This is a genomic window from Burkholderia pseudomultivorans, assembly GCF_001718415.1.
Lineage (GTDB): Bacteria > Pseudomonadota > Gammaproteobacteria > Burkholderiales > Burkholderiaceae > Burkholderia > Burkholderia pseudomultivorans_A.
On sequence record NZ_CP013377.1, the window covers coordinates 794,574 to 809,225 of the forward strand.

The following is a 14,652-nucleotide window of genomic DNA, read 5'->3' on the forward strand; positions in this document are numbered from 1 at the left end:
GTGTCATTCCCCCGTTTGCTGGGTTGCAGGGGCGCCCGCGGCGACGGCCGGCGAGCGCGCGTGAAGGATGTCGGCGCGGTGACGGCCGACGGAGATCCAGAAGGTCGCGGCAAGCGCGGCGATCGTGACGGCCAGCGCGAGATAGCGCACCCAGCGCGGCGAGCGGCCGCCCGGATGCACGTGGGTTTCCTCGATCTCGCGCTGGCGGTTGATCGACAGTTCGTAGAACACGATCGTCGCGACGACGAAGATCAGCGACCAGCGCGTCTGCTGGCCGTCGGAGCCGACCATCGCCCACAGCGCATAGACCGCGCCGATCAGGCCGACGATCGTATAGAACGTGAACTGGTGCGAAGGCATCTTGCCGTAGCCGAGCACCTTGATCGCGATGCACGAATAGATGTACGGCAGCAGCGTCATGATCACGGCGATCGACGCGATCTTGCCGAACTGCTCGCTGGCGCTCGGCGACATCGTCGCGAGTACCTGCACCGACATGATCGTCGCGACGATCGCGAGCCCGGCCGACGGCACGTTCTTCGCGTTCACGCGCGCGAACACGCTGGCGAACAAGCCGTCGTCGGCGGCCGCCTTCGCGGTCTGGCCGACCAGCAGCGTCCAGCCCGCGAGCGAGCCGAGGCAGCCGAGGGCCGCGCACAGGGCGACCGCGTTCGCGGCGGTGTCGCCGAGCGCGAGGCGCGCGGCATCGGCGAACGGCGCGCTCGACGCGAGCAGCGCCTTGTTCGGGATCATCCCCATGATCACGGTCGAGCTGAGCACGTAGCAGACCGCCGCCAGCACGACGCCGCCGACGGTCGCGATCGGCACGTTGCGCGACGGGTTCTCGACGACGCCGGCCGACACCGACGCGCTCTCGACGCCGATGAACGCCCACAGCGTGAAGTTCAGCGTCGCGCCGATCGCGCCGAAGCTGCTGGTGCCCGACACGTTCCAGCCGGCGAGATAGACGTCCTTGCTGAACCAGAACCAGCCGAACACGGCCATCGCGAGGATCGGCACCAGCGCGAAGATCGTCGTGACCGACTGCACGCGGCCGACGACGTTCGGCCCGAGGATGTTCGCGTACGTGAACAGCCAGATCACGAAGATCTGCGCGAGCGCGAACACGAGCGGATCGCGCAGCATCGGGAAGAAGTGCGTCAGGTAGCCGAGGCCCGCGACCGCGAGGCCGACGTTGCCGAGCACGTTCGCGAGCCAGTAGATCAGGTTGGTCTGGTAGCCCATGTACGGGCCGAACGCCTTGCGCGCATACGCGTACGGGCCGCCGGCGGCCGGGTCGATCGCGGCGAGCTTCGCGAACACCAGCGCGAGCGACACCGCGCCGACGACGGTGATCAGCCAGCCGAAGATCGCGATGCCGCCGGTGGCGGCGAGGTTCGCGGGCAGCATGAAGACGCCGGAACCCATCATGTTGCCGGCGACCATCAGCGTCGCGGGAATCACGCCGATCTTCGGCGCGGACGCGGCCGCGGACGACGTGGAAGATTTTGAAGAGGACGAGCTGGCATCCGACATGCAAGGCTCCTTGAGAAGGCGTGATGCGGTTGAGGTGGCGAGGCCGGCGCCGAATCGACGATTCCGGCGCGGATCGTCGTTTTATTGAACGTTCGGATGTTATCTCTTAATTACGGGGAATCAGGGTAAACGCTGGTCGTTAATCGGCCGAATATTGATATATGTCATTTTCGGGATAAATCGGTCGGGTGCTGAGGCGCGTGTGACGGGCTTTCGGGCGATATAGGCGGGAATTTATGGCGGCACGCGATATCGGTAGCGGCGCGTGAAACGTATTGAAGTTAAAACGGTTCAGATAATCGATTTTTTGCCGAACCGGTTAATTCATTTCACGAAAAAAGGCCGCCGTAATCGTCGTTTCGGCCTGGCGGATAGCGGCCGCGCCGGGTCGCGCGGAAACGGCCGCCGGCGGCGGTGCATCGGCGTATCATCTGGATTTTCGTCAGCCCGATCCAGGCACCCCACCATGACCTCCGTCGACACTACCCCCGTCCTCGACCATGACAAGCTCGTTACCTTCGTCGAGCGCAAGTGGAACGATGAAATCCTCCACGCCCTGACCGACTACATCGCGATTCCCGCGAAGAGCCCCGCATTCGACCCCGACTGGGCGAAGCGCGGCTATCTCGAACGCGTCGTCACCGATGCCGCGCAGTGGGCCGAGCGCCAGCCCGTGAAGGGGCTGAAGCTGGAGGTCGTGCGCCTGCCGGGCCGCACGCCGGTGATCTTCTTCGAGACGCCCGCGACGCGTTCGGGCAGCACCGATACGATCCTGCTGTACGGCCACCTCGACAAGCAGCCCGAATTCGACGGCTGGCGCGCGGATCTCGGCCCGTGGACGCCGAAGTTCGAGAACGGCAAGCTGTACGGCCGCGGCGGCGCGGACGACGGCTATGCGATCTACGCGAGCCTCGCCGCGCTCGGCGCGCTCGACGAGCAAGGCGTCGAGCGGCCGCGCTGCGTCGGCCTGATCGAGACCTGCGAGGAATCGGGCAGCTACGACCTGCTGCCGTACGTCGACGCGCTGCGCGACCGGCTCGGCCAGGTGTCGCTCGTCGTCTGCCTCGATTCGGGCGCCGGCAACTACGACCAGATGTGGCTGACGACGTCGCTGCGCGGCCTCGTGTCGGGCGACCTGCAGGTCGAGGTGCTTGAAGAGGGCATCCACTCGGGCGTGTACGGCGGCATCGCGCCGTCGAGCTTCCGCGTGATGCGCCAGCTGTTCGAGCGGCTCGAGGATGCAGGGAGCGGCAACCTGCTGCCGGCCGCGTTCCACTGCGAGATTCCCGACAGCCGCGTGCGCGAGGCCGATGCGGCTGCCGCGATCCTCGGCGATACGGTGTGGAAGGGGCTGCCGTGGGCCTGCGGCGCGGACGGCAAGCCGGTGCTGCCGACCACGACCGATCCGCGCGAGGCGCTGCTGAACTCGACGTGGCGGCCGTCGCTGTCGGTGACGGGCGCGGCCGGCCTGCCGGCGCTTGCCGACGCGGGCAACGTGCTGCGTCCGCGCACCGCGTTCAAGCTGTCGCTGCGCCTGCCGCCGCTCGTCGATGCCGCGCAGGCCGTGCAGCAGCTGAAGGAACTGCTCGAACTCGATCCGCCGTACAACGCGAAGGTCACGTTCAAGCCGGATGCGGGCGCCGCGACCGGCTGGAGCGCGCCCGATCTCGCGCCGTGGCTCGCGTCGTCGCTCGATGCCGCGTCGCGTCGCCACTTCGGCGCGGACTGCGCATATATGGGCCTCGGCGGCACGATTCCGCTGATGAACGTGCTGCAGGAAGGATTCCCGGCCGCGCAGTTCATGGTGTGCGGCGTGCTCGGGCCGAAGTCGAACGCGCATGGCCCGAACGAGTTCCTGCATGTGCCTTACGCGAAGAAACTGACCGCGGCGGTCGCGGACGTGATCGCCTCCGCACGCTGACGTCACGGCGGCCCGCTCGCCCGGGCCGCCGCCCATTCGATTCGATCCGCTTCGACCAGGAGGAGACCTGCCGATGACCGCGCCGACGACACCCGATACCGATCCGCTGCGCATGCGCGCCGAACCGTTGCATGCCTTCGTCGCGGCGCTGTGGGAACGGGCCGGCAGCAGTGCGCGCGAGGCGCGGCTCGTCGCCGATCATCTGGTCGGCGCGAACCTCGCCGGGCACGATTCGCACGGCGTCGGCATGATCCCGAACTACGTCGCGTCGTGGCGCGAAGGGCAGTTGCATTTGAACCGGCATGCGTCGATCGTGCGCGACGGCGGCGCGGTGCTGACCATCGACGGCGGGCGCGGCTTCGGCCAGGTGATCGCCTTCGAGGCGATGGTCGAGGGGATCGAGCGCGCGCGGCGGATGGGCATCTGCGCGATCGGCCTGCGCGACGTGCATCACCTCGGCCGCATCGGGCACTGGGCCGAGCAGTGCGCGCAGGCCGGGCTCGTGTCGTTCCATTTCGTCAACGTGCCGGGCGACCTGCTGGTCGCGCCGCTGCATGGCACCGATCCGCGGTTCGGCACCAATCCGTTTTGCGCCGCGTACCCGCGTGCGGGCCGGCCGCCGCTGCTGCTCGATTTCGCGACCAGTGCGATCGCATACGGCAAGACGCGCGTCGCGTACAACCAGGGCCGGCGCGTGCCGGCCGGCTCGCTGATCGACCATCGCGGCCAGCCGACCGACGATCCGGCCGTGATGCACGAGAAGCCGTTCGGCGCGCTGCTGCCGTTCGGGCTGCACAAGGGTTACGCGCTTGCGGCGATGTGCGAGATCTTCGGCGGCGCGCTCGTCGGCGGGCATACGACCTATGGCGACACGCTGCAGAAGACGAGTGCGATCGTCAACGGGATGCTGTCGGTGCTGATCGATCCGAACGCGTTCGATGCGGCCGATGCGCAGCGCGAAGCCGATGCGTTCGTCGCATGGGCGAAGGCGTCGCCGCAGGCGGGCGAGGCGCCGGTACAGATGCCCGGCGAGCCGGAAGAGGCCAGCCGAGCCGCACGCGGTGCGAACGGCATTCCGGTCGATCGCGCGACGTGGCGGCAGATTCGCGACAGCGCGGCGGCCGTCGGCTTCGACGCCGCCGAACTCGATGCGTGGACGCGGCGCTGCACGGAGCCGGCATGAGCTGGCAAGCGGAGAAGGCGCACGGCGAGGAGATCGCGTATCGGCTTGCGCCGCTCGGCAAGGTCGAGGTCGCGCGCTTCTTCAGCGGCGCGGCGATGCGGCTCGACGGCGTGATGTTCGGCTTCATGTCGCGCGGCTCGCTGTTCCTGCGCGTCGACGACGTGAACCGGCCGGCGTTCGTGGCGGCCGGGATGGGGCCGTTCTCGTACGAGCGGCCGACGCGGACCGTCGCGCTCGAGGGCTACTACGAAACGCCGGCCGACGTGCTCGAGGATGCGGGCGCGCTGTTCGACTGGTGTCGCGGCGCGTATCGCGCGGCGCTGCTGGCCGGCGTGCCGAAACGCAAGGCGAAGGCGGTGGTGAAGCCGGCGTCGAAACCGGCGTCGAAGCGGACAGCGAAACCGGCTGCAAAACCGGCAGCGAAATCGCCGTCGAAGCGCAACAAGATTTAGCGCCGCGCGCGTGAAGCGAAGGCTGCGCGAGTTCCGCTCCATCGCTATTTCCGGTATACGAACCGCCGACGTTTCGGAGGACGCATCACGATCACGGTTTGCCGCAGCGCAGGACCGGGATGCGCGGGCTTCACAATGACGTTCGCCGCGTTTATGATCGGCGCGGTCGCGTCCGTGCCCGGCGCGATCGCGCCGGCGGCGTCGCCGGCACCGCGAACGGCGCGCAGAATGCCGCGCGGGCTGCATTCCCCACCTTCATTCCAGACGGAGACAGCCGATGCTCGTCCTGATTCTCGGTTTAGCGATCTTTCTCGGTGTGCACTCGGTCCGGATCGTCGCGGACGGCTGGCGGTCCGCGACGATCGCGCGGATCGGCGAGAAGGGCTGGAAGGCCGGCTATTCGATCGCATCGATCATCGGGTTCGTGCTGATCGTGCGCGGCTACGGGATCGCGCGCGAGAACGCGACGCTGCTGTGGGTGTCGCCGGTCGGCGTGCGCCACCTGACGGGCATGCTGACCGCGATCGCCTTCGTGCTGATCGCCGCGTCCTACGTGCCGCGCAACCGCATCAAGACGCTCGTTGGCCACCCGATGGTGGCCGGCGTGATGGTCTGGGCGATCGCGCACCTGCTCGCCAACGGCACGCTGCATGCGGTCGTGCTGTTCGGCGCGTTCTTCGTATGGTCGCTCGTCGATTTCATCGTGTCGCGTGCGCGCGATCGGCGTGACGGCGTCCGCTATCCGGCCGGCGGACTGCGCGGCGACGTCGTCGCGGTCGTCGGCGGAGTCGTCGTGTGGGCCGTGTTCGCGCTGTTCCTGCACGGCTGGTTGATCGGCGTGCGGCCGTTCGGTTGAGCGGACGGCCGACGGGCGAACGGCTGGCGACGGCGCACCGCCCGCCGTCTGTCAGCGCGGATTCGCGCCGGACGTCTCGCCGAGCGATGCCGGTTTGCGGCGCAGGAAATACGACGCGACGATCGCAAGCGCCGTCAGTACGGTGAACCAGAACTGGAACTGCGAATCCGGATTGAACGCCTGCGAAGCCAGCACCGCGACCAGCGCCAGCAGCGCGATCCAGTTCGACACCGGATAGAACCAGGCGCGGAATGCCGACGGATCGTGCGGAACGTGCTTCGTCTGCCGGCGCATCGCGAAGTGCGCGACGATGATGAAGATCCACACGATCATCACGAATGCGCCGCTGCTTTTCGCGAGCATCAGGAACAGGTCGCCGCCGCTGACGAAGTGAACGCCGAGGATCGACACGCAGATCGCGAGGCACAGCGCCAGCGCGTTGATCGGTACGCCTTTCGCGTTGGTGCGGCCGAACAGTGCGGGCGCATGGCCGCGCTGGCTCAGCGAGAACAGCATGCGCGAGTTCGAGAACAGGAACGAGTTCATCACCGACATGAACGACACGAACAGCACGATCTTCATCGCGACCGCCGCGCCGCTGAAGCCGGCCATGCTGAACAGCGACACGTAGGGCGATTTCAGGTTGGCCTTGTCGGTCCACGGCATGCATAGAATCAGGATCGACACCGAGCCGACGTAGAACACCATCACGCGCACGATCACGCTCTTGATCGCCTTGATCACGTTCTTTGCCGGGTTCTCCGATTCGCCGGCCGCGACGGCCGCGATCTCGCTGCCGCCCAGCGAGAAGATCACGACCATGATCCCGGCGAGCACCGGCGTGACGCCGTTCGGCATGAAGCCGCCGTGGTTCGTCAGGTTCACGAGGCCCGGTGCGGGAATGCGCGGCTGGAAGCCGAGCAGGATCGATACGCCGAGCGCCATGAACACGACGATCGTCGCAACCTTCGCGAACGACAGCCAGTATTCCGCCTCGCCGAACGAACGGACCGAGTATGCGTTGCTCGCGATCAGCGTGACGAGCATGAACAGCGCGCCGCCCCAGATCGGCAGCCACGGCAGGAAGTCGTGGAGGATTGCGCCGAGCAGGATCGCTTCCACCGTGATCGTCATCATCGACTTGAACCAGTACAGCCAGCCGACCGCATAGCCGGCCCATTCGCCGAGATACGCGCTCGCATAGGTGGAGAACGAACCGCTGTCGGGGTTGCGCGACGCCATTTCGCCGAGCATGAACATCACCAGCGTCACGATGATGCCGCCGAACAGATAGGACAGGATCGCCGCGGGCCCGGCCGTCGCGATGATCGAGCCGGAGCCGACGAACAGGCCTGCGCCGATCACGCCGCCCAGCGCGATCATCGTGATATGCCGTTGCTTGAGGCTTTGCCTCAATGAGTTGTCCTGCATCTCCTGCCTCTGATTATTGTCGGTTGGAAAGGGATCGGGCGGGCGCGATGGCGGATCTTTCGCCGTCGCGGCGGGGCGCCGATGTCGGGGTGCGTGTGGTGCAGCGAACGCGGCCGGCGCCGGCCGGGCTTCGTCGATCCTTGCCGCGTGGGCCACGACGAAAGCCGCCCCGCATTGTGCGGTGCACGGGCGGGCGGCGGCAAACGAGATATCCGAAAGACGTCTTGCGGTTTGCTCATCAATTGCCGGCGTGTCGCGGCCGGCTGCGCGCCTGCATCAGATCGGCCGGACAAACAACCCGACCGTCAGCGCGACGCCGATGCAGACGATGCCGATCCGCAGCACGCGTTCGTTGACGCGGTGCAGCGCCCACGTGCCGAGCAGCCCGCCGGCGATCGCGCCGCCGCCGAGCGCGAGCGCCGCGCCCCAGTGCAGATGCGGCGACGTGACGAACAGCACGACGGCCGACGCATTCATCACGCCCGCCAGCGCATTTTTCGTCGACATCGCGTGACGCGGCGACAGGCCTGCCATCGTCAGTGCGGCCATCATCAGGAAGCCGATCCCGCCGCCGAAGTAGCCGCCATAGATCGCGATCAGGAACTGCGAGATCGCGGCGGGGACGGGGCCGAGATGCGTGGCGGCGTCGCCCGGCTTGCGAAAGAAGCTGCCCCACGCGAATACGATCGTCGCGAACAGCACGAGCCACGGCACCAGCCGCGAGAAAATCGACGACGGGGTTTTCAGCAGCAGCAGGCCGCCGAGCGCGCCGCCGACGACGCTGATCGCGAACAGCGCGCGAAACGACAGCCGGCCCGCGCCGCGCACCATATGGCGGCTTGCCCAGCCGGTCGTGACCTGTGCCGGGAACAGCGCGACGGTGGACGTGATGTTTGCCGAGAGCGGCGACATGCCGGACACGATCAGCGCAGGCAGCGTGACGAACGAGCCGCCGCCCGCGAGGGTGTTCTGCAGGCCGGCCCAGAGACCGGCGACGATGACGAGGGCGAGCATGGGTGCGAAGGCGGCAAGGTGGCTGGGCTCGCATGCCGGAAGCGGGCAGGCGCGACGGACGCATCGCACGATGGTAATGCAGGATCGGTGTCGTGCGGCGGGGCTGCGATGGCGGCGTTTTCCCTGCCTGGGCAGCGGGAGATCCGCAACTGCAGTGGCCTCGCTGCGCGATGCGCCGAAACTGTCGACGCGCAGTCTTGCGACATCGCGCGGCCGCTGTCGTTTACGTATGATGCAGACGAAACGGACTGTCTGATGCGCGGCGGGGAAAATCCGCAGCCGCGCTCGGAAATGCAGTCGCCGTCGATCGGTTCGATTCCGGCCATGCAATGCCGGCGCCGTCGGAATCGGGCCGCCTTTACGGGGGATACGCGTGTGCGCCGGCGGGTGAATGGGCGAACGGGCATCGATCGCGGTCATGCGGCGATGCAGCGTTGCCCTTGCCTGCCGTTTCGGCGGCGCAAACGAATTTCGCAGTCCACATCGTACGGCGGCGGGGCCGTTCGCCGACGACCACCCTTGCGTGAACGGTTCGCGGCTGCCGCCGGCCGTCGCGGGCGAGTGCGAGAGAGAGAAAAATCATGAAGAAATCGTTTCATGCGATCGGCTTGAGTGCGGCTGTCTTCCTGACCTGCGCGACCTGCTTCATCGCATCGCCGGCGGTCGCCATCACGCCGACGGGCGCGTCGGGCACGGCGCCGGTGCAGCCGGTCGTCACCGTCCGGCCGACGGCGAACGGCGGCGATCAGGCCGATGCGCTGCAGGCCGCATTCGATGCATTGCAGCCCGGCCAGCATCTGGTGATTGCACCGGGACGCTATCTCGTCAGCCGCTCGCTGCTGGTCTCGAAACCGGACGTCGTGATCTCGGGCTACGGCGCGACGCTGGTCGCGACGACGCCGGACGACCAGGCACTGGTGATGCAGGGCAGCGGCGCCACGCTCGTCGGCGTCACGCTGCTCGGCACGGGCAGCACGCGTCTGTCGGCGCTCCGGGCGTGGAAGGTGGCGGTGAGCGGCACGAACATGCAGGTGCTGGACGTCACGATCCACGGCGGCGCCAGTGCCGGGATCGTCGTGCTCGATGCCAGCAAGGTCGCGATCGTCGGCAATCACGTCGAGGCCACGCTGTCCGACGGCATCCACATGACGCTGGGCTCGACCGACGTGCTCGTACAGGGCAACACGGTGAAGGGCACCGGCGACGACCTGATCTCCGTCGTCAGCTATCAAGGCGACGGCCGCCTCAGCGGCAACGTGCTGATCGACAGGAATTCGGTATCGGGCAATTACTGGGGACGCGGCATTTCGGTGGTCGGCGGGCGCGCCGTAACGATCTCGAACAACGACGTCGCCGGCGTGCAGAAGGCGGCAGGCATCCTGGTCGCGCAGGAAGACAGCTGGCACACGTATGGCGCGTCGGACGTGCGGATCGAGAACAATGTCGTCAGCGCGATCCAGGACGGCACGAACGCGAACAACGGCCTGCAGACTACGCAGCAGGGCGCGATCGAGCTCGATACGTGGTCGGGGGCGGTATCGCACGTCGTCGTCAGGGGCAACCGCGTATCGGGTTCGGGCCATGCCGGCTTCCGGGCGATCGGCAACGTCTGCCATTTCTCGGTCGCCGACAATACCTTCGCGTCGATCGCGGGCGTGCCGGTGTCGCTGATCACGAACGGTTGCTCGCCCGCCGGCATGGTCGTGTCCGGCAATTCGGTGGACGGCGTCGCGCTGGCTTCGCCGGTTGGCGCGACGACTTCGGGCGCGATTCCGGCGGGCGGCGCGGTGACGGCGTCGCTGCCGACGGTGCGGCGGAATCTGATTCAGATGAAGGCTGTGTCCACGTCGACGCGGAAGTGACGATGCGGCGTGCCTCGCTCCGGGGCGCGCCGCATGCGCGCTGTTACGCGTCCGGGTGCGTCGTCGATCCGGATGGTTCGGTGTCCGGATAGACGACCGTGCCGTCGGGACGGATCGTCGCGCCCGTCGTGAGGCGGGCCGGCTCCACGCGATTGCCGCCCATGATGTGCAGCACCGTTTCGCCGCGCGCGATCAGGTAGTCGGTGACGATGCGCCGGTGACAGCGCCACCATACGGCTTCCGAGCACATGATCGCGCAGCGTTGCCGGTGCCCCTGCGCAATCAGTTCGTCGAGGCCGGCGCGAAATGCCGGCGACAGCGCATAGTCCGCGTAACGGTGAAAGCTGCGGTTGGTCCAGAAGCCGTTGACGTCGTCGGGCACGTCGTGCGACTTGCCGCGCAGGCCGCCGAGCGCAGCCACATGTTCGTACGCGATATCGACCGCGGCCAGCGCATCGGGCAGCGTCGCTTCGTTAAACTGCGGATTGGTGCGCGAGCGCGTCATCTTGTGGATATCGACGAGCAACGCGATGTCGACCGCTTCGAGCATCGCGATGAACTCGTCGAGCGAGTGGCTGGAGTGGCCGATCGTGTAGAACGGGAGCGTCATGCGTCGTCTTCGTCGGCAATGCGTTCGAGCACGCGGCCGCGATGGGCGGCGACGTGATCGGTCCGGTCGCTCTTGATTTCGTACTGGGGATCGTCCGGCGACGCGCGATGGCGATGGCCCTTGTAGTCGAAATCCTGCGTATGGATCGCGATGATCGTGCCGGTGACGTAGCCGGCCTCCGAATTCCACCGGACGTAGTCGCCCAGCCTGAAGGGTTGCGTCATGCCGTGGGTCCTCCGCGGTGTTCGCCGGTTTTCGCGGGGTGCAGCGTCGATGTCGTGATGGTAGTGCACGCCGAGGTTCATTATCGTCCCCGCGCGGGGGCGGATAAAGGGGGGCGGCGGAGTGGACGAGGGGGATGCCTCAAGCCGGGAGGCCGACGAACTAAAGTTGCGCTCTTTTCGAATGCTGAGGAAGGCATGTGTATCAAGCGTCGCCGGTGCTACTTGATTACTGAGAGTGCATGTTTACTGCCAAAATTTCGGAACAAAAGATTGGACAAAGTTGATGCGTGAACTAGAGTTGCGCGATTTCTGCCGCGCGGACGAATGTGTTTGGGTGGGAACTGGCTTGTCTTGTATGAGGACATGTATCGGAGGAGGGCACCGGCAACTGCATTCAAATTCGTTATATGGTTTCTTGGCATCCCGGTTCGGAACATCTGATGTGTTTGACTAGTGGGTGCAGCATCCTGCGACGAAACGAGTTAGTCAGGGCCACCTAACGACGAAATATTGGTCTAGTTGGCCGTTGCGGCGCGACCGGCGTTATCGACTTGCAGGGAGCCGCGGACGATATCGATGCCGCTGAGGCTGTACGGACTATGCATCCCCGGCACGACATGTCGATTTCCTTTGACATGGCACCAGTTCGTAAGCTTGCCTGGTCCGATAACGAAATTTCGCCTTCCTGAAGTTGATGCGTTCGCCGCATCACTTGGGCCCCAGGAGGCGAGTTCGTGGCAACTGCAGACCGCATTAATGCGAGTCACTCACTGAGCGGACTTTACACCGACGTTGTAGAACGAGAGGATGAATAAGGCCGTGGTGTCAACTAAAGTTGGATAACGTGTGCTTTGCAGACGCATAGGTTTCCGACAATTGGAGGCGTCATGGCATCTCATCCCACGCCGTCATCGCAGCAGCGCGCCAACGTGTTACGCGCGTACCGATATCGCGGCCGCAGAGACCGACAACTGTATCTCTCATATAGTGTCAAAACGGATCGCGACTGCATTCTTCCTTCAAATTATCGCTTCCTGCATTGGCTCCTATACCTGGAAGCCGATCCTAATGTGATCGCCTTCGAATTACGGGACGACGCGGCTGTGGATAATGGCCCGGCCATCGGATGGGATGACGTACACGCATGGGCAACGATGCGAGACCGTCGCGTCGTTGCCCACAGAATCGTCGCGGACGAGCGCGCCGAATTGGATAAGGTTGCGCGGTCAGACGAGGAGAATACTGCTAGCAATGTTCGGTTCATCCTTCAATCCGACTTGCGTGAAAAGGCAAATCTTGCCATGCGTTACGCCAAGGTCGTTTGCTTTGCTGCTGCTTTACGGGGGCAACGGCTAGATGCCCCGACCATCTTGTTAAGCGAAACCGCTCGTTCGACTGAGAACGGAACTGTCCAACAGCTTCTTGATGCAATGCCAGACGTAGGCGAAGCCATTGCGAAAGGGCTGATCGCACGGCTGGCCATTAAAGGCTGGTTGAGTTTGGATTTGTCACATCGGAGCTTTACCCAGGAAACGCGATGGCAGTGGGAGGGCGCGGCATGAGATCCAATCACCAGGACCAGCGGAGCAAGAGGGAACTGATTGCGAGTGTTCCGTCACTTGATACATGGCCGTCGATTGATGGATCCCTGGGAACTGGTCAGTACACGGAGACAATTGCTAACCGGATAAAAGCGATCGAGATGTTGATTGCAGGTAGGACGTTTCGAGAAATCTTGCGAGTAACCGGCCAGCATCGCTCCACGATACTGAGCCTCGTTAGAAAATGTCTCGAAATTGCTGACGATGGCCGGATTCATGGGTATCGCGCTGTAGTGCCCTATGCACATCTTCAACCTAACGTGCGGCGCCGTCCGATTGCGGTGAAACGGCAGGAGCAACGTGGTGGAATGTCGTGTGCGCTCAACGACACGCTGGAGCGCTTTCCTGACCTTGAGGAAATGCTGATCACGAAACTTAAGAGGGAAAGGAACGGTGTTCCCGCCGGTCATCGACCGACCGGTATGGCGTTGGTACGACTCTTTCATACTGCGCTTCGCAGTCGGAATGTCACGCCAAATGAATGGCCGTTCAGTTCTAAGCATCAAGGAAGACGGTCGATCGAGAAGTACATGCGATCCCTATTGCGCGACTCATTCAGTGATGCCATCAAGCAGGATGGGAACTCTGATGCCAAGGCACTCGCGGCGACGGGGAGAGGGTTTGTGCCAATCCTCCCGTGCGCAGAACCATTCGACGTCGTAGAGATCGACGCCTATCACGTCGACGCCTTCTTGTCCGTTGCATTCGAAGCACCGGACGGCACAACTAGCGAAGTGACATTGCAACGGCTCTGGTTACTCGCGGCGGTTGATCGGATGACGACCGCCATACTTGCATACAGCATCGTCTATGCAAGCGAGGTGACGGCCAACGATGTATCTGAGCTGATTCGTAAGGCGATTGTCGAAACTTGGAAACCCAAGGCGCTGACGGTGCCGCTTGACTATCTCCCCGGAAGTGGCTTGCCGAGCGGAGTCATTCGCGAGGCCGCGTGCGCCGTCTGGACTGTGACGATGCTCGATGGTGCGCTCGCTAATCTCGCCAGCAAGATTCATGATGTGGTGCGGAAGAGCACGGGCTTCATGATCAATTGGGGGCCGCCGGGTCATTTCGAACATCGCCCTAATGTGGAAAGGACATTTAACGAAATTGCGCGCAACGTATTCAAGCGCCTCCCCTCGACAACCGGATCTGATCCGAAACATGGGAGAGCCAAGGACGCATCAGAGGTTGCGAGCAAGTTTTCGATCCTTGCAAACGAGGTGGAGCAACTCGTTGACGTCTATTGCGCCGGGCACAACGCCACGCCGGGAGAGCGTAACTATTTCAGGTCGCCGCTTGAGACCATGAGCCAGTATCTTTGCGGAGCCTCCCCAAAGTGTATGGCCAGAACAATCCCACCCGGTATTGCAGGAAAATCACAGCTCGCACTGCGTAGAGAACTGGTAACGGTCAGAGGATCAGTCAGATCCGGGCGTCGACCGTACATTCAACTCGAGCATGTGCGCTATACCAATTCCTTGCTTTCCGACTCCGAATGGCTCGTTGGCAAGCAGCTTGTGATTTATATCGACGATTCCGATTTGCGACAAATTTGGGCGTTTCTCGCAAGTGGCCGGGAATACGGCGTTCTTGTCGCTCAAGCGAAGTGGGGTATCACGAAGCACAACCTTACTACACGAAAAGCAATTTATAGCCTAATTTATAGACGAGTCATTGTACTCAGCCAGACGAATGACCCGGTTATCGCGTACCTCGATTATCTGGCCGACAAGGCTGGGAGGAAGGGGAAGCGTCCTGGTCCAGCTCCAAAGGATGCGACTGAAGCTGTCCGAGTAGCGAATGACGCGGGAGTACCCCCGCGCGTGCGGCATGACAGCGACACGCGCAAGTCTTCTCTTCATGTTGAGCCGGTATCGGTGCCACTGCGGCTCTCTGTGTTGAAGCCGTTACCCGAGGGTTTCTTTACAGTGAAGAACCGGACCAAAAGTCGATGAGGTG

At 64.3% G+C, this 14,652-nt stretch carries 12 protein-coding genes; 7 read left to right on the forward strand and 5 right to left on the reverse strand.

The annotated features are described in order from the left end of the window. Nucleotides 1–3: 3 nt before the first annotated feature. Entirely contained in the window at nt 4–1,536 is a 1,533-nt protein-coding gene (adiC, locus tag WS57_RS03415) for an arginine/agmatine antiporter (RefSeq protein ID WP_009690814.1), read from the reverse strand. Between the two features lie 466 nt (nt 1,537–2,002). Between adiC and WS57_RS03420 the strand changes: the two genes are divergently transcribed. From WS57_RS03420 to WS57_RS03435, 4 genes are all read left to right on the forward strand, one after another. Continuing rightward, nucleotides 2,003–3,457, forward strand: coding sequence for a M20 family metallopeptidase (locus WS57_RS03420; RefSeq protein ID WP_060299604.1), 1,455 nt, complete (start codon nt 2,003–2,005; stop codon nt 3,455–3,457). Between the two features lie 73 nt (nt 3,458–3,530). Beyond that, complete coding sequence (locus tag WS57_RS03425) at nt 3,531–4,640, forward strand: malate/lactate/ureidoglycolate dehydrogenase (protein WP_059605818.1); 1,110 nt, start codon at nt 3,531–3,533, stop codon at nt 4,638–4,640. Beyond that, nucleotides 4,637–5,092 (forward strand): TfoX/Sxy family protein, encoded by a 456-nt coding sequence (locus tag WS57_RS03430; protein WP_059512925.1) that lies wholly within the window; start codon nt 4,637–4,639, stop codon nt 5,090–5,092. Before WS57_RS03425 ends, WS57_RS03430 begins: the two co-directional genes overlap by 4 nt. A gap of 277 nt (nt 5,093–5,369) precedes the next feature. Further along, nucleotides 5,370–5,948, forward strand: a complete 579-nt coding sequence (locus WS57_RS03435) for an NnrU family protein (RefSeq protein ID WP_059512902.1) — start codon at nt 5,370–5,372, stop codon at nt 5,946–5,948. Between the two features lie 51 nt (nt 5,949–5,999). Here WS57_RS03435 and WS57_RS03440 read toward each other — a convergent pair whose 3' ends face one another. Together WS57_RS03440 and WS57_RS03445 are read right to left on the reverse strand one after the other, a co-directional pair. Then, the gene (locus tag WS57_RS03440; RefSeq protein ID WP_069243760.1) at nt 6,000–7,379 is read right to left on the reverse strand and encodes an amino acid permease; all 1,380 of its coding nucleotides are present in this window, start codon (nt 7,377–7,379) and stop codon (nt 6,000–6,002) included. 276 nt (nt 7,380–7,655) lie between these two features. Further along, on the reverse strand, nt 7,656–8,393 hold the full coding sequence (locus WS57_RS03445; RefSeq protein ID WP_059512898.1) for a sulfite exporter TauE/SafE family protein: 738 nt from the start codon (nt 8,391–8,393) through the stop codon (nt 7,656–7,658). Nucleotides 8,394–8,974: 581 nt separating this feature from the next. Here WS57_RS03445 and WS57_RS03450 point away from each other — a divergent pair. Beyond that, the gene (locus tag WS57_RS03450) at nt 8,975–10,255 is read left to right on the forward strand and encodes a right-handed parallel beta-helix repeat-containing protein (protein WP_069243761.1); all 1,281 of its coding nucleotides are present in this window, start codon (nt 8,975–8,977) and stop codon (nt 10,253–10,255) included. A gap of 43 nt (nt 10,256–10,298) precedes the next feature. Here the strand turns inward: WS57_RS03450 and WS57_RS03455 are convergent, their stop codons facing one another. After that, nucleotides 10,299–10,865, reverse strand: coding sequence for a DUF488 family protein (locus WS57_RS03455; protein WP_069243762.1), 567 nt, complete (start codon nt 10,863–10,865; stop codon nt 10,299–10,301). Continuing rightward, a complete protein-coding gene (locus WS57_RS03460; protein ID WP_009690824.1) occupies nt 10,862–11,089 on the reverse strand; it encodes a DUF2945 domain-containing protein in 228 nt (75 codons plus the stop codon). The genes WS57_RS03455 and WS57_RS03460 overlap by 4 nt, the downstream gene beginning before the upstream one ends. 887 nt (nt 11,090–11,976) lie before the next feature. On the opposite strand from WS57_RS03460, the gene WS57_RS36805 reads away from it, so the two are divergent. Together WS57_RS36805 and WS57_RS36810 are read left to right on the forward strand one after the other, a co-directional pair. Beyond that, nucleotides 11,977–12,651, forward strand: a complete 675-nt coding sequence (locus tag WS57_RS36805; protein WP_155623295.1) for a hypothetical protein — start codon at nt 11,977–11,979, stop codon at nt 12,649–12,651. Next, nucleotides 12,648–14,648, forward strand: coding sequence for a hypothetical protein (locus WS57_RS36810; protein WP_155623296.1), 2,001 nt, complete (start codon nt 12,648–12,650; stop codon nt 14,646–14,648). Before WS57_RS36805 ends, WS57_RS36810 begins: the two co-directional genes overlap by 4 nt. Nucleotides 14,649–14,652 lie beyond the last annotated feature (4 nt).